Source organism: Paenibacillus sp. FSL K6-1230 (genome assembly GCF_038002385.1).
Lineage (GTDB): Bacteria > Bacillota > Bacilli > Paenibacillales > Paenibacillaceae > Paenibacillus > Paenibacillus massiliensis.
In genome coordinates this window covers 4,555,465-4,571,129 of the sequence record NZ_JBBOCK010000001.1, presented here as the reverse complement: position 1 = coordinate 4,571,129, position 15,665 = coordinate 4,555,465, and the positions used below count along the sequence as shown (strand labels likewise).

The window sequence follows — 15,665 nt, the reverse complement described above, 5'->3', positions numbered from 1 at the left end:
GACTATACGCGGCCCCCCTTGGAAAAAGGATATGAAGAATTGGGGCATCTCTCACAGCGATCGGAGAATGGTTCTGACTACGTAGTGAACTCGTGCAATAGTATGTAATTCAAATTTACAGATAGATAGACGAAGGGGCGACACAATGAACACGGATAGACCAACTACAGGTAGCTTTCAACGCAAAATGCAGGCGCGGCATGTGGTCATGCTCTCACTTGGCGGCGTCATTGGTACGGGGCTATTTCTTAGCTCAGGCTACACGATTCAGCAGGCAGGTCCCTTGGGCACGATTCTATCCTACCTGATCGGTGCGCTGGTCGTATATCTCGTCATGCTCTGTCTAGGCGAGCTGGCGGTGCATATGCCAGAGACCGGAGCTTTCCACAGCTATGCCTCTCGATATATAGGACCAGCTACGGGCTACACGGTGGCTTGGCTGTACTGGCTTACATGGACCGTGGCGCTTGGCTCGGAATTCACAGCGGCCGGCTTACTGATGCAGCGCTGGTTCCCTGAGGTCAGTGTCTGGATCTGGAGCGGGATATTTGCGTTACTAATTTTTCTTATGAATGCCCTGACAGTCAAAATATTCGCGGAATCTGAATTCTGGTTCTCCTCCGTGAAGGTGCTGACCATCGTACTTTTTATCGTAATTGGTGGTGCAGCGGTAGTAGGGATTGTACCCATGGCAGACTCTTCGTCAGCACCGTGGTTCGGTAATATTACAGCCTCTGGCTGGTTCCCGAACGGAGCTACTGCCATCCTGATGACGATGCTGGCTGTGAATTTTGCGTTCTCAGGCACGGAATTGATCGGTATTGCAGCCGGGGAGACAGCTGATCCGCACAAGACCATTCCAAAGGCGATGCATACTACGCTATGGCGGCTTGTCATTTTCTTCATTGGTACGATTATCATTCTGTCGGCACTGCTCCCCATGGATGATGCAGGTGTGCTGGAGAGTCCCTTCGTAGCCGTAATGGAGCGCGTAGGTGTTCCTTATGCCGCAGATATTATGAACTTTGTCATCCTGACAGCCATACTATCTGCTGCGAACTCAGGCCTCTATGCTTCGGCACGAATGCTGTGGTCGCTGGCTGACAAGCAGACGATCTCTCCCTGGTTCGCCAGATTAACCGCTCGCGGTGTGCCGCTCAATGCCATGATCTTCAGTATGCTGGGCGGAGGGCTCGCATTGCTGTCCAGCATCATAGCACCAGATACCGTATACATTACCCTCGTGTCCATCTCAGGTCTTGCCGTCGTTGCGGTCTGGATGAGCATCAGTGCTTCTCAGTTCATGTTCCGCAGAGCCTATCTTCGTGAAGGAAGAGCGCTTCAAGACCTGGCGTATCGTACCCCTTGGTACCCGGTAGTACCGATTCTATCTTTCTTGCTCTGTCTGGCATCCTGCATTGGGATCGCATTTGACCCTACCCAGCGGATTGCGCTATATTGCGGAGTTCCATTCATAGCGATCTGCTATGGCGTATATTATGTGCAGCATCGCACGAAGAGGAGAGGACAAGCTAATGACTAATCGTAATCTCGTTGATAACACTAGTACGCAAGCTCAATTGAATTCGGTTGAACCGAATCCGTTTAAAATGAATCCGATTGAAGCCATTCTAAGCCGGTATCCTGTAATTATTCTGGATGGCGCCTTAGCTACGGAGTTGGAGCAGCATGGCTGTAACCTGGATGATCCACTATGGTCTGCCAGAGTATTATTAGAGCAGCCTGAGATCATATATCAGGTACACGCTGAATACTTTCGCGCTGGCGCTGATTGTGCGATTACCTCAAGCTATCAAGCGAGTATCGAGGGCTTCCGTCAAAGAGGGCTCACGGAGGAGGACTCGCTTGCACTGATCAAGAAGACGGTTGAGCTGGCTCGACAAGCGAGGGACGATGTGTGGGCTGAGCTTGATACCGATGCGAAGCACCGCCCCTTCCCATTGGTAGCCGGCTCTGTAGGGCCTTATGGTGCCTTTCTCGCAGATGGCTCTGAATATGTTGGGCATTATCAGGTGTCTGATCAGACGTTAGCTGAATTTCATCGTCCGCGGATGGCTGCATTACTGGAGGCAGGGGCAGATGTATTGGCTTTTGAGACCATTCCTTCCTTGCAGGAAGCGCAGGTTCTCATACAGCTATTGAAGGAATTTCCTGGTGCCTATGCATGGTTGTCCTTCTCACTCCAAGACGGCACAGCGATCAGTGAGGGCACTTCCCTAACGGATTGTGCGAGACTGATGGCGGACGAGCCACAGCTGGTTGCCATAGGCCTGAACTGTGCTCCGATGGAGGTGGTGACGGAAGCTGTGACACTGTTAAAGCAATCAAGCGACAAGCCAGTCATCATTTATCCGAATTCGGGTGAGACCTATGATGCAACGACCAAGACATGGAGTGGGCATGGTAGCTGTGGCAGTATGACCGAGGCTTCCGAAGCGTGGGTAGCTGCCGGGGCGCAGCTAGTTGGTGGCTGCTGCCGGACAACTCCCCTTCAGATCAGCAATCTGGCGAAGAAGTGGCGGACGTAGCGATATGATGATATGAACCAGCATGTTATATGAGATAGCCTTACATGAGTTAGCCTTGCATAAGATAGTCCTTCGTGCTCTCGTCGTACCAGAAATGGACGAGTCAGTACGAAGGATATTTTTTATGCGCAGGAGCTATTCAAGAGCTTTGACGACGGGAATGTAGACGGCCAGTGGGGGAAGGACTATGATGCATGCACCAAGTATTCGCGTATAGATGTCTGTACGACTTGCGAGTCCATTCTTGTCCCCCGATAAAAATGTTTTCTCGCTTTTGACGTTAATATTGTTGACGTGAAAACAGGGCAGATATATAGTATTTAAAAAGTTTGAAATGGTTCATAATGTATACCTTTATAAATATAGAATACAGAATTGCAGAAAATGGAGAGATTATAGATGGATAAAAAGTGGAGATTCGACACCGCAGCGGTTCATGTGGGGCAACAGCCTGATGGCAAGACCAGGGCGGTATCCCAGCCTATTGTGCCAGCTGTAGCATATGCTTTTCCTGATACGGATACAGCTGCTGCTGTAGTTGCAGGACAAGCCGAGGGGACCTACTACGGGCGGTACGGCAATCCGACTACGCGTACATTGGAGGAGAAAATAGCATATCTGGAGAAGGGCGAGGATGCTATCGGGCTCAGCAGCGGGATGGCTGCCATCTCTTCTGCTCTGCTTGCTTTTTTGCAGCAGGGAGATCATGTGGTGGTGACCAAGGATATCTATGGGGGGACCTATAATTTCGTCACACAGATGGGACCACGCTTTGGGATCAGCTATGATTTTGTGGACTGTACCGATCTCGCTCGGATCGAAGCTTCTATCAGACCTAATACAAAAGCAATTTATGTCGAGACGCCTTCCAATCCGCTGCTGACGGTACTGGATCTGCGTAGTATTGCTGATCTTGCCCGTACGAAGGGGATTCCAGTCATTGTGGACAATACCTTCCTGACGCCATGCCTGCAGCGCCCATTGGAGCTTGGAGCCGATGTGGTTGTGCACAGTGCGACCAAGTATCTCAACGGTCACGGAGATGTAGTGGCAGGCTTTGTTGTAGGTAGGGCAGAGGTCATTGATTTTATACGGAAAAGAATTGCTGGGGATCTTGGTCAGAACCTCAATGCCTGGGAGTCCTTTCTGATTCTTAGGGGCCTCAAAACCTTGGGTTTGCGTGTGCGTACCCATTGCACGAATGCCCGCATCGTAGCGGAATTTCTGGATTCGCATCCTGGAATCATCGCGCTGCATTACCCTGGACTACCAAGCCATCCCCAGCATGAACTGGCTATGTCCCAGATGGATGACATGGGAGGTATCGTATCCTTTGAAGTAGCTGGAGGGATGGAGGCAGCCAAGTGCTTCATGAACAGTCTGGAGCTGGCGATGATCTCCTTCAGTCTGGGTGATCCGGAGACGCTCGTGCAGCATCCGGCAAGTATGACGCATTGCTCGATTCCGCAGGAGGAACGGCAGAAGTTCGGTATCACGGATGGTCTGATTCGCTTGTCCGTCGGCTTGGAAGACCCAATGGATATCGTGGCTGATCTGGAGCAGGCATTGGAGCAGGTGAAGCAGCAGGGGCTGCTATCCAGGCCTGCTGTGAAGGAAGAAGTTAATTGAGGAAGAGCAAGATATTCGTATTTATACGTGCTATTCAATAAAATAATCAAAAAATATACAAAAAAACTATTGCATATAAGTTTAGTCGGAATTATATTATGAGTATAAGCCTAATGGTATAAGGTCTAGACATTATACGATCGGAGTGTTTACATGCTTAACCAGCTGCCATTCCAATTTGAGAAAGTATCCTCCATCAAGGTGAGTGAATTCATTCGAGAGCAACTGGAGGAAGCGATCATTCTCAAGGAGATCATGAGTGAGGAGCAGCTTCCATCCGAACGTGAGCTGGCGGAGATATTCAATGCAAGCCGCATCACGGTTCGAGAAGCACTGGCTGTGCTGGAGGCGAAAGGGCTCATCGAGAAGCGGGTTGGAGCCAAGGGCGGTACCTTCGTCCTGCCGATTACCGGCAATGCCCACAGGCGGACGATCGCTGAGATAAAGAGGGATTGGGAGCACATGCTCCAGGTGTTCGAATATAGAACCATCGTGGAGCCTGAGGGCGCTTTTCTGGCCGCTGAGCGGATCACCGCAGGCGAGCTGCAACAGCTGGAGGATTACATCCAGCAGAGCATCGAACCAGACTGTACCCGCGAGTGGTTCCGGGCGCTCGATGTCAAGTTCCATCTTGCAATTGCAAAAGCCTCAGGCAATTCCTATCTGGAATCAGCGGTTCGCCAGATCCGTACCCAGATTAATCCTGCACTCGACTTGATGCCTTACAATGAGCAGATTCGTTCGATTAATTATGGGGTCCATTCTGAAATTCTTGAAGCGCTGAAGGCGCATGACCCTGAGCGGTCACGGGAGCGAATGAAGAACCATATCAAGTTCTCGGCAGAAGCAATCTATGCGAGATTGATCGCCAAGGAATCTCAGGAAGGAGAGGAACATTAGATGGTACATACGCAATTGTTGGAGCTTGGGCAATCACTCCAGTCACGCCTTACGACGTGGCGAAGAGATTTCCACCAGCATCCAGAGATCGGATATGAGGAGGTGCGAACCTCGGCTATCGTCGCTGAGCATTTGGAGCGTCTCGGGCTGGAAGTGACCCGTAATGTAGGACAGACAGGGGTTGTTGGACTACTACGAGGAGAGAGTGACGGACCGACGATTGCCCTACGGGCTGATATGGACGCGCTGCCGATCCAGGATCAGAAAGCGGCTGCGTACAGCTCCCAAACGGAGGGCAAAGCGCATTTGTGCGGGCACGATGCCCATACCTCCATGCTGATGGGTGCGGCTGAGTTGCTCACGGGATTGGGCAGACCGAAATCCGGCAACATTAAGTTCATATTCCAACCAGCAGAGGAAGGTCTGGCCGGTGCTCGTGCCATGATACAGGATGGCGCTCTACAGAATCCGCAGGTCGATGCAATTGCAGGTCTACATGTGACACCAGGCATGGATACAGGCACCGTTGGTGTAACCAAAGGAGTAGCCTTTGCCTCGGCAGATCCCTTGGTTATCCGGATATTTGGCAAAGGAGGGCATGCTGCACGGCCGCATGAAGGGATTGATGCGATAGCCGTATCGGCTCAGGTCATTACGGCGCTGCAAAATGTCGCCAGTCGTATGGTAGATCCGCTGGAGCCTGTCGTTGTGACCATCGGCAAGATTACCGGGGGTTACATGGGGACAGCCATTGCTCCAGAGGTCGAGATGATCGGTACGGTGCGTACCCTGTCACCAGGGCTACGTGCGAAGATGCCTGAGCTGATTGAGCAGGTGGTCAGCGGTGTCTGTGCTTCATTTGGAGCAGGACACGAGGTTGTCTATGGGGATGGCTACCCGCCTGTCGTCAATGATGACGGAATGGTGGATTTCCTTACAGATACGATCAACGGTCTGGACTGGGCCAAGGGCTGGAGCAGTATCAAGCCGTCTACTGGCGGTGAGGATTTTGCTTTTTATGGAGAACAGATTCCGGGAGTATTCTTCCGTCTTGGCTCCGGCAATGATGAGGAACGGACTCGTTATCCGCTTCATCATCCCATGTTCGATCTCGACGAATCGGTCATGCCTTACGGCGTCGGCCTGTTGTCAGCTGTTGCACTAGAGTTTTTGGCAAGACATACCACACCTCAGAAGGAGCGTGCAAAATGAAAAAGAGACAATGGGCTAGCTTATGGTTAACAGTATTGGCATTGGTGGTCGTCCTGAGCGCTTGCGGCGGTCAAACGACAAGCCCTGCTACAGATTCAGCAGCGACGGATTCGGGCAGTAGCGAGACAAGCAAGACGCTGACGATTGCTACTTCAACGGACATTGAGAGCTTCGATCCGCACAACAATAACAACACAGCTAGTGAAGCGGTACTGGTTAACGTTTTTGATTATTTGGTGAAGAACGACAGCGAGCAGAAGAAGGTACCGGGGCTTGCTGAATCCTGGGAGCAAGTGGATGACACTACATGGCGCTTCAAGCTGCGTCAAGGCGTAACCTTCCACAATGGTGATCCGTTCACTTCTGCAGACGTGAAATTCACAATTGAGCGTGTAGCCAAAGACAGCGCTTTGAAGCAGAACAGCTACTTCAAAAATATCGTTGAGGTCAAGGCTGTAGATGAGTACACCGTAGATATCATCACAGACGGACCGGACCCGATCATGCTGAACCGTCTGTCCAAGATGGGTGCAGGCATTTTGCCAGCTAAATATATTGAAGAAAAAGGTATGGATGAATTTCTGAAGCAGCCAGTGGGTACAGGCCCATACAAGTTCAGCAAATGGAACAAGGATGACCGTGTCGAGCTGGTGAAGAATGAGAATTACTTTGGCGATGCGCCTAAATGGGATAGTGTAGTCTTCCGTGTCATTCCTGAAGCATCCACTCGTGTATCTGAATTGCTGGCAGGCGGCGTAGATGTAGCGGCAGGCATTCCGTCCACCGACGTAGCTCGCATTGAAGCCGAAGCAGACAAGAAGATTGTCAAAGCGCCAATCCAACGTGTACTGCAGTTGATCTTCCGCCAGACCGAAGGAAGCATTACAGCAGATCCTAAAGTACGCGAAGCCATTGAACTGGCAATCGACAAGCAAGGCCTGGTAGACAGCATTGCTGGTGGAGCAGGTATTGTGACCCGTACTTCCGTGACACCAGGTAACTTCGGAGCGGACCCTTCGCTCTACAAGACAACACAGTATGATCAGGATAAAGCACGTGCGCTACTGAAGGAAGCAGGCTATGCCGAAGGACAAGCTGAGATGACGATCTCTGTATCTACGGTATACAAGGAGCAAGCTGAGGTTGTAGCAGCTATGCTGGAGCAGGTTGGCTTCAAGATCAATCTGGATGTATTGGAACCAAGTGCTTTCAGTGAGCGTTACAGCTCCAAGTCCTTCAAGGAAATCTTCATGATCGGAATCGGTAACTCCCTGTTCGATGCTTCCAATAACTACAACCGTTATATGCTGGAGGAAGCGAAGGGTGAGTCGGATTACAACAACCCTGAGGTAGAGAAGTTGCTGCAATCTGCACTGGTGAATATGGACCCTGCTGCTCGTGAGAAAGAGTACCAGCAAGTACAACAAATTTTCTCTGAAGAGCGTCCAGCAGTCTATTTGTACCAAATGGAAGGTGTGTACGGTACGAACTCCAAAGTGAACTACCAGCCGCGTGTGGATGAAATGTTCTATGCGGACGAGATTACACCTGCACAATAATGGCTGACATTACAATTGCATGAATGGCTGGAACCGGGACATTCCTGTTCCGGCCGTTCCTTTTTTTCTTATGAGGATAGGAGGTGAACCGGTCTTTGGGGAGATATATTGTAAAATCACTGCTACAGGTCATTCCGGTTCTGCTGATCGTATCCCTGATCGTCTTCGTTCTGGTGAGGGTAACAGGTGATCCGGTTGCCTTGATGCTGCCAGAGACAGCTACGGCTGAGGATCGGGCGGTGCTCACTCAGGCGCTGGGACTGGATCAGCCGTTGCATGTGCAGTATGTCAAATTTCTAGGAGATGCCCTGCAGGGGGACTTCGGACAATCCTTCCGTTATGGTGAGCCTGCTCTTCGCCTGGTGCTGGAGCGTCTGCCAGCCAGCTTTGAGCTTGCGGCGGCGGCGATGGTGCTGGCGGTGATCATGGCAATTCCATTAGGTATTATCTCAGCCGTGAAACGCAACACCTATACGGATTTGTTGATCTCTACTCTGTCGGTTATCGGTAAGGCGATGCCAAATTTCTGGGTCGGGATTATGCTGATTTTATTGCTTTCCGTCATGTGGGGCGTCTTGCCTGTATCTGGCAGGGGTGGCGTATCTCATCTGATTTTGCCCGCGTTCACGCTTGGATTCGGATTGGCTGCGCAGATGACGCGACTTCTACGGTCCAGCATGCTCGAAATTCTGAATCAGGATTATATCCGTATGGCCCGCAGCAAGGGGCTGTCGAACTTCGTGATTATCATGAGACATGCCTTTCGCAATGGACTGGTTCCACTGGTTACCATTATCAGTCTGCAATTCACAAGCTTAATTGGCGGCACGCTGATTACGGAGACCGTATTCTCTTGGCCCGGTCTCGGACAACTGCTGGTCGTCGCAGTGAACACGCATGATATGGCGATTGTACAGGCCGCAGTCTTTGTGATTGCCCTGATTGTTGTTCTGACGAATATTTTGACCGATGTGATCTATCGCTTGCTGGATCCACGGATCAAATTCAACTAGAGAAAGGTGGAGTACGATGGCAGCTAATGAATTTACCCGCCTAACCTCGCTGCCGGAAGCTCCTGCAGCTCACCAGCCTGTAAGGGGGTACAGTGTCTGGAAGCAGCTGTGGTCGAGCAAGACGGGGATGCTGGGAGCATGTCTGGTATTTGTGGTCACGCTGCTGGCCCTGTTCGCTCCGCTGCTGACCCAATACGCCCCGGCCGCAGTAGATCCCTTGAATCGGCTCAAGCCTCCAGCCTGGTTGGATGGCGGCTCTGCAGAGCATTGGCTAGGAACAGATAATCTGGGACGGGATATGTGGAGCCGAATTGTATATGGAGCCAGAGTATCGCTAATCGTCGGAGTGGGTGCCGTACTTGTCTCCGGTGCCATCGGAGCTGTGCTGGGGCTGCTATCCGGCTTTTATGGAAAATGGCTGGATGCCTTGATTATGCGTGTCGGTGATGCTTTTCTTGCTATTCCGACGATTCTGTTCATGCTGGTAGTCATGGCGATCGTCGGACCGGGCATTACGACGCTCATCTTCGTCATCGGCGTAACGAACTGGGTGTCGTATACACGGATCGTACGCAGTGAAGTGCTTGGTGTTAAGGAGCTGGACTATGTTCTCGCGGCAAAGGCCATGGGAGCGAATAACTTTCGGCTGATCTTGCGGCATATTATGCCGAACATCCTGTCTTCCTTCATTGTCATCTCTGGAATGAACGTGGCGACGACCATCATTATGGAAGCCTCACTCAGCTTTCTCGGCCTTGGTATCAAGCCTCCGGATGTATCCTGGGGTGGTATGCTTAGCGATGGTCGGCAATACGTAGCTACAAGCTGGTGGGTGGCAACCTTTCCAGGTATCGCTATTACGGTAACGGTGCTGGGGGTTATTTTCCTGGGTGATTGGCTGCGTGATCTGCTTGACCCGCGTATGGTCAAAGAATAAAAGCTGCAATAACAGGAAGGAGTGGCAGGAATGAAGAAGCGCCCCATCATGCCGGAGGATCTTTACGGCTATCGTTGGCCAAGCCAGCCGACGGTTGCTGCAGACGGCAGCATTGCCTATATCGAGCAGACGGTGGACAGAGAAAATAATGCCTACGCGACGAATATTCGTCTCATTGATGCGAAGGGTCATGATCAACCGTTGACTGAAGGCGGAAAAGATTCTTCCCCTGCCTGGTCGCCTGATAGTACGAGGCTTGCTTTTCTACGGACGGAAGCAGGAGGAAAAGGTCTGTGGACCCTGACAGTAGATGCATCGGAGGGGCTCAGCACCACTGAACCGACATTACTGATTACACCAGACCATAACATTCAGCAATTCATATGGTCTCCTGACGGAAAGTATCTGGCTTTCACACGTAAGGTCGGCTCAGGTCCGGCAGTGACTGCGGAGACAGCTGCTGCTCATGTTAAATCTGCTCAGAGCCCATCTGATCAGGGTCAATCCAGTCAGAGCCAATCCCATCCGATTCCATCCGAGCTGAGTCGATCCAACCAGCAAGAGTCTGTGCATAATGGAGCTGTACAGCTTGATTCGCCAAAAACCGGAACAGGTCCGCTGCTTGGTAAAGTATACGATCGTACTACACCAAGAGCCGAGGGGAGTGGCTGGTGGGACGGAAAATACACCCATTTGTTCATCTATGAGCTTGAGAGCGGTGAAGTAAAACGGCTTACCTATGGAGCCTGGAATGCAACTGCGCCAGTCTGGTCACCTGATAGTTATAAGCTCGCTTTCGTGTCGAAGCAAGTGGAAGACACCACACTGGATGCGGATTTGCAGTATTTTACAGATATTTATGAGACTAACCTTGATGGGGAGCAGCCTCGCAAGATAACCGTATCCGAGCTGCTTATTGAGCAGATTGCCTATGCAGGTGACGGGACGCAACTGACACTGCTTGCAAGTGACCGACTCTACGGCAGCGGCAGTCATCTGCGGCTATATCTTGTGCCCGTCGCTGGCGGCAGACCGGAGCTGCTGGCACCAGAACTGGATATGCAGCTTGGTAATGCGGCATTAAGTGATATGAAGTCTGCTGCGCCTTCCCGCGCACCGCAGATGGATCCTGCAAGTAAGGACCTTGCCGTCTATGTACCGGGGACCCATGAAGGAACTGTCGACATTTATCGTATTGATAGGGATGGAGTTGTTCGTTCTGTAACCGGGTCCGGGGAGAAGGATATTTACCAATACACCCTATCACCGGACGGGACGCAACTGATCACAGCTGCACTGACAGACAAGCTGCCTGCGGAGCTCTACCGGACAGACCTGCATTCAGGTAAAGTAGAGCGACTGACACGGCTGAATGATGATTATTTTGCCGAATTGGAGGTCATTACTCCAGAACGCTTTAGCTTCACAGCCACGGATGGCTTGACCATTCAGGGCTGGATCATGTGGCCGGAGCAGCCAACTGAGGCAGTAGCGACATCTGAAAATGCCGGGATACACGGGAAGGTTCCATTAGTCTTGCAGATTCATGGTGGTCCACATGCGATGTACACGGGAACGTTCAGTCATGAATTACAGACACTGGCGGCTCAAGGCTATGCCGTACTGTGGGTGAATCCGCGTGGTAGCATGGGCTACGGGCAGGAATTTGCACGAGCCTGTCGCGGAGATGTATGCGGGGGCGATTATCGGGATTTGATGGAAGCCGTCGATGCTGCCCTTGAGCGCTATCATTTCTTGGATGCGGATCGGTTGGGCGTTGGTGGCGGCAGTTATGGTGGAGTCATGACTAACTGGATTGTGTCGCAGACGAATCGATTCCGGGCGGCTGTGAGTCATCGGTCCATTTCGAACTGGATTACGCTGTATGGTACAAGTGACATTGGTATTTCCTATGTCGAGGGAGTCGTTGGGGGTAATCCTATTGATGACCTGGAGATGCTCTGGTCCAGATCCCCATTGGCGCATGTCCGAAATATCCGAACTCCACTACTGCTACTGCACGGTGAAGCAGACCTGCGTACACCGATTGCTCAGGCTGATGAGCTTTATACGGCGCTCAAGCGTCATGGCCGGACGACAAGACTCGTACGCTTCCCAGGGTGCAATCATTCGATGCTCAAGAGCGGCAAGCCATCGCTGCGCGTAGATAATTTTAACCATGTCAATGCTTGGTTCGCACGCTATCTGAATGACGACCCGAATAGTGTAGTAAGTAATAGTGATCATATTAGTAATCGCGGAACGAATGCTGCTACGACAAACGAGATAGATACCGGTGTAGGCCATCCATCCAATTCTGAGCGTGTACGTCTTTCTATTCCGGTAGGGCTGCTGATGGAGAACATGCTGTCTAGCGGCGAGCCGGTGGAGGTGATCGTTGCTGCTCTTCGTAGCCGTAAACTGGATTCCTTGCTGTCCAAGGTGAAGGAGCCAGGAATGGATGTGCTTGAACGTCTTCAGACAGCGGAGGAGCTGAAAGAGGATTGGGAGCGAGCTCTACGCGAGGGCTACGAGTTCAAGTTCCTTCATATCAATGGTGTCAAACGATTGCTTGATTTTCGCTTTGGGCGGAAGGCAGAACGAGACTATATTCAGGATGAGAACTCCCTACGTCAGCTGTGGCTTCATCCGCAAGAGCTGAACACGCTCCAGGTTATGCTTCAGCGGCAATGGCAAGTGGTTGAGGAAGAGCATGAAGCGTCGATCCAGGATGGAATCTCTAATGATGATCCTCGGGTATGTGTAACCATCAAGCTAAAAGTCTCCAACTAATGATGCAATAGCAGTATCAGTATCAGTAGCAGAGGTATAAGTACCTGTTTCAAATGGCTTCGTCCGTGTCATGGGCGAGGCCATTTGTCGTAACAGGGTAGGCGCATGGGCGACACATGAACCACACATGAACTACACACGAACTACACATGAACGCATAGTCATTACAAATCGACTACAAATCGACTACTATGGATGAGCACAGTTGATACTTGCATTATATGTGATATGTGATATGTGAGATGTAGGACTCGGATCTAGAAAACAAGTATGTAACGCATAAGACACGTAAGTATAAGATACGTATATACAAGACACATATATACAAGACACAAGACACAAGACACAAGACACAAGACACAAGACACAAGACACAAGACACAAGACACAAGATACAAGACACATATATGGCAGCCTTGCCCATGCGTCTTATTGAATATTCCGAATGAATGATAGATTTATTGAATGAGATATGTTACAGGCCTTATGATATAATTTTTATAATTTCCATATGTTAACTTGGCATAGGTGAGAGGAGGAAGAGATATGGCAACCACTTTAGTCATTGAGCCTGCGCTAAAGGAGGATTATCCGGCTGTTATCGATGTACTCGTTGCAGGTTATATGCAGTATCAGGAGACATATGAGCAGAAAGAGGCATGGGAGCAATACCTCAAAGAGATCAGAGAATCGGTCCATAATCCAGAGATTAAGGAGCTGTGGGTGGCCAAAATCGAGAATCGCATCATTGGAACCGTCCAGCTATTTGAGACGGCAGCGAAGGCTTACGAAGGATTCGAGTCGCCGATACCTTATCCATTCATCCGCCTGCTTGCTGTGCATCCCGACTGGAGGGGGCATGGTGTAGCTCGTGCCTTACTTCAGCAATGCGTTCAATCCTCCCACGTGTGGAAGCAGCCCTACGTATATCTATATACAGGTGAGCGGATGGTTCAGGCCATCGGCCTGTACGAGAAGTTTGGCTTTGTGAAGGATGATTTCTACAGCTTCCTTAACAATGGACATCAGGTGCTATGCTACCGCTACGAGATTGAAGAGGAGCACGCTGTAGCTTCTGTTAAGCAGAGTTAATGATTAAGCATTGCCTAGTATGAACATTTAGCGGAGTATGAATCATAGTTCCGACCATGACCCATGTTAGCCCAGAGCTTACATGACCAATTCTAGCCCTGAGCTGCATAGTAAAATACTAACCAAACAATATGATTCTCTGCTTAGTACATGCAACACAATTGTATGCAGCTGGATCTACAGGTAAAGGCACCATTAATTCCGATATTATGGAGAATGGTGCCTGTTTTTTTGTAGCAAATGCACTATATTGATTTTTAGAATATTCCACCAGTTGTGGACAAGAACGTAGTGATGAAGCAATTGGAGGCTGCACAGATGGGTGCATTACGTATGGGCGATTCGTCGCTGTCTCCCCAACCGGAGCCAGCTTCACCTTCCATCGCTTTAAGAAAAGATTAAGTCAATTCAGGCAGGCATTGTAAGATTGTGGCTGCTTTCGTGTACGGGGAGCATGGCAAATAATCTATAGGCAAGGGTAGCCTGATTCCAATGATTGGATAAAGCTACCTTTTCTTTTTGTGCTAAATCTACTATATTAGTCAATGTGACAGATTTCGCCAGTAAGTCGGTATGGACCTGACATCAAGGTGAAGGTGTTTGAAGCGTTTCTCATGTGGTTGTACAGAACGGTGGCCCGTATTGAATGCCGGAGGTAATTGAAATGTATGCAGGATTTTGGAAACGGCTAGGAGCCTATGTGATAGACTTCATCATCATATATTTTGGAGGCACTGTGGCGGTGTTAGGATTCATGCTTGTCCTGAGCCCTTTGTTTCTAGGGATGATAGGCCTTATTGTTGCATCATTAGAAAAGCTAGGATCAACAGAGTCTGATATGATTGGCGTCTTTATGATGGTCATACTTATTTTACTATCCTCTGTGGCGAATGTCGCCTCGGTATGGCTGTATTATGTCCTGATGGAGTCGTCCAAGGTGCAGGGGACGGTAGGGAAAATGGCCTTGGGCATCGTGGTGGTGGATGCAGAAATGAAGCCAGTTAGCTTTGGCCAAGCCAGCGCCCGCTTCTGGAGTCAGTTCGTGTCTTTACTTACCTTAGGGATCGGATACATTATGGCAGGCTTCACTACGCGTAAGCAGGCGCTTCATGATATGATCGCCCATACGTACGTAGTGAACAAGAATGTACTGGCGTATGCCAAGCAGATGGAGGCTTCTTCATCAATGGAAGTATCTCCTGGAGGCTCGGAGCATCTGGACTAATGGGGCTCTTTTACGGTGCTATGGCTCTATGCTGATAACACGACTACATCATTGAATGCTGGAGGTACGAGCAATGCATGCAGGTTTTTGGAAACGACTAGGAGCTTATGTTATTGATTCTTTTATTATTGGTACTGCAGGTTCTATACTTGGCATGATTATTTCAATTATACTTATTCCGCTGTCGATTATACCCGTAGGGCTAGCTATGGCTATTGATGGTGAAGACCCCGGGGCTGTAAGTGCGCTCCTGGTTTTTTTCAGTATGATGCTCCCTTTTCTTGCTGCGCTTCCATTAAGCTTAGGGGTGTGGCTCTATTACGCCTTGATGGAGTCGTCTAAGGTTCAAGGAACCGTAGGGAAAATGGCGCTGGGGATTGTAGTTGTAGATGAAGCGATGAATCCGCTGACCTTTGGCCAGGCTAGTGTTCGCTATTGGTGTCGACTGGTTACAGTGGCAACGCTGGGAGTCGGGCATATTATGGCAGGCTTCACTCAGCACAAGCAAGCGCTTCATGATATGATCGCTCGCACCTATGTAGTGAACAAGAATGTATTGGACTATACGAAGAAAATGCAACAAATGGAGGCCACTCAAGCAGGGGAGCCGAATATGGGAATGGCGCCAATGCCAACTTACCCAGATCCCGGTTCTTTCCGTTAATGCGAAGATAGGATAAATTGTTCAGAACGGTTATTTACGAAGAGCCCTCGCATCAGTATGAGCTGAACTGCGGGGCTTTTTTGCGTTGATTG

The 15,665-nt window shown here is 50.1% G+C and carries 13 protein-coding genes; all 13 read left to right on the top strand.

Translation table 11 applies throughout. The annotated features are described in order from the left end of the window. Window positions 1-145 precede the first annotated feature (145 nt). The 13 genes from mmuP to MKX74_RS20005 all read left to right on the top strand — a co-directional run bounded on the left by mmuP (window position 146) and on the right by MKX74_RS20005 (window position 15,573). Complete coding sequence (mmuP, locus tag MKX74_RS20065; protein WP_341179600.1) at window positions 146-1,543, top strand: S-methylmethionine permease; 1,398 nt, start codon at window positions 146-148, stop codon at window positions 1,541-1,543. A gap of 67 nt (window positions 1,544-1,610) precedes the next feature. After that, window positions 1,611-2,549, top strand: a complete 939-nt coding sequence (gene mmuM, locus MKX74_RS20060; protein WP_341180619.1) for a homocysteine S-methyltransferase — start codon at window positions 1,611-1,613, stop codon at window positions 2,547-2,549. Between the two features lie 399 nt (window positions 2,550-2,948). Next, on the top strand, window positions 2,949-4,178 hold the full coding sequence (locus MKX74_RS20055) for a trans-sulfuration enzyme family protein (RefSeq protein ID WP_341179599.1): 1,230 nt from the start codon (window positions 2,949-2,951) through the stop codon (window positions 4,176-4,178). A 153-nt stretch (window positions 4,179-4,331) separates the two neighbouring features. Next, window positions 4,332-5,078, top strand: a complete 747-nt coding sequence (locus MKX74_RS20050) for a FadR/GntR family transcriptional regulator (RefSeq protein WP_341179598.1) — start codon at window positions 4,332-4,334, stop codon at window positions 5,076-5,078. Next, window positions 5,079-6,290 (top strand): M20 metallopeptidase family protein, encoded by a 1,212-nt coding sequence (locus tag MKX74_RS20045; protein ID WP_341179597.1) that lies wholly within the window; start codon window positions 5,079-5,081, stop codon window positions 6,288-6,290. Beyond that, window positions 6,287-7,849 (top strand): ABC transporter substrate-binding protein, encoded by a 1,563-nt coding sequence (locus MKX74_RS20040; RefSeq protein WP_018885031.1) that lies wholly within the window; start codon window positions 6,287-6,289, stop codon window positions 7,847-7,849. Before MKX74_RS20045 ends, MKX74_RS20040 begins: the two co-directional genes overlap by 4 nt. Before the next feature lie 95 nt (window positions 7,850-7,944). Further along, window positions 7,945-8,862 carry an ABC transporter permease gene (locus tag MKX74_RS20035; RefSeq protein ID WP_018885030.1) on the top strand — a complete coding sequence of 306 codons (918 nt, stop codon included), beginning with the start codon at window positions 7,945-7,947 and terminating at the stop codon, window positions 8,860-8,862. Between the two features lie 16 nt (window positions 8,863-8,878). Further along, window positions 8,879-9,799, top strand: coding sequence for an ABC transporter permease (locus MKX74_RS20030; protein WP_341179596.1), 921 nt, complete (start codon window positions 8,879-8,881; stop codon window positions 9,797-9,799). A gap of 30 nt (window positions 9,800-9,829) precedes the next feature. Next, a complete protein-coding gene (locus tag MKX74_RS20025; protein ID WP_341179595.1) occupies window positions 9,830-12,592 on the top strand; it encodes a S9 family peptidase in 2,763 nt (920 codons plus the stop codon). A gap of 546 nt (window positions 12,593-13,138) precedes the next feature. Beyond that, a complete protein-coding gene (locus MKX74_RS20020; RefSeq protein WP_341179594.1) occupies window positions 13,139-13,684 on the top strand; it encodes a GNAT family N-acetyltransferase in 546 nt (181 codons plus the stop codon). 276 nt (window positions 13,685-13,960) lie between these two features. Then, window positions 13,961-14,086 carry a hypothetical protein gene (locus tag MKX74_RS20015; protein WP_341179593.1) on the top strand — a complete coding sequence of 42 codons (126 nt, stop codon included), beginning with the start codon at window positions 13,961-13,963 and terminating at the stop codon, window positions 14,084-14,086. 262 nt (window positions 14,087-14,348) lie between these two features. Further along, entirely contained in the window at window positions 14,349-14,909 is a 561-nt protein-coding gene (locus MKX74_RS20010) for an RDD family protein (protein WP_341179592.1), read from the top strand. A gap of 73 nt (window positions 14,910-14,982) precedes the next feature. Continuing rightward, a complete protein-coding gene (locus tag MKX74_RS20005; RefSeq protein ID WP_341179591.1) occupies window positions 14,983-15,573 on the top strand; it encodes an RDD family protein in 591 nt (196 codons plus the stop codon). The last annotated feature ends 92 nt before the right edge of the window (window positions 15,574-15,665 follow it).

Coding starts and splice junctions, on each gene's coding strand:
- mmuP (WP_341179600.1), top strand. CDS start 146: ATGAACACGGATAGACCAACTACAGGTAGCTTTCAACGCAAAATGCAG.
- mmuM (WP_341180619.1), top strand. CDS start 1,611: ATGAATCCGATTGAAGCCATTCTAAGCCGGTATCCTGTAATTATTCTG.
- MKX74_RS20055 (WP_341179599.1), top strand. CDS start 2,949: ATGGATAAAAAGTGGAGATTCGACACCGCAGCGGTTCATGTGGGGCAA.
- MKX74_RS20050 (WP_341179598.1), top strand. CDS start 4,332: ATGCTTAACCAGCTGCCATTCCAATTTGAGAAAGTATCCTCCATCAAG.
- MKX74_RS20045 (WP_341179597.1), top strand. CDS start 5,079: ATGGTACATACGCAATTGTTGGAGCTTGGGCAATCACTCCAGTCACGC.
- MKX74_RS20040 (WP_018885031.1), top strand. CDS start 6,287: ATGAAAAAGAGACAATGGGCTAGCTTATGGTTAACAGTATTGGCATTG.
- MKX74_RS20030 (WP_341179596.1), top strand. CDS start 8,879: ATGGCAGCTAATGAATTTACCCGCCTAACCTCGCTGCCGGAAGCTCCT.
- MKX74_RS20025 (WP_341179595.1), top strand. CDS start 9,830: ATGAAGAAGCGCCCCATCATGCCGGAGGATCTTTACGGCTATCGTTGG.
- MKX74_RS20020 (WP_341179594.1), top strand. CDS start 13,139: ATGGCAACCACTTTAGTCATTGAGCCTGCGCTAAAGGAGGATTATCCG.
- MKX74_RS20010 (WP_341179592.1), top strand. CDS start 14,349: ATGTATGCAGGATTTTGGAAACGGCTAGGAGCCTATGTGATAGACTTC.
- MKX74_RS20005 (WP_341179591.1), top strand. CDS start 14,983: ATGCATGCAGGTTTTTGGAAACGACTAGGAGCTTATGTTATTGATTCT.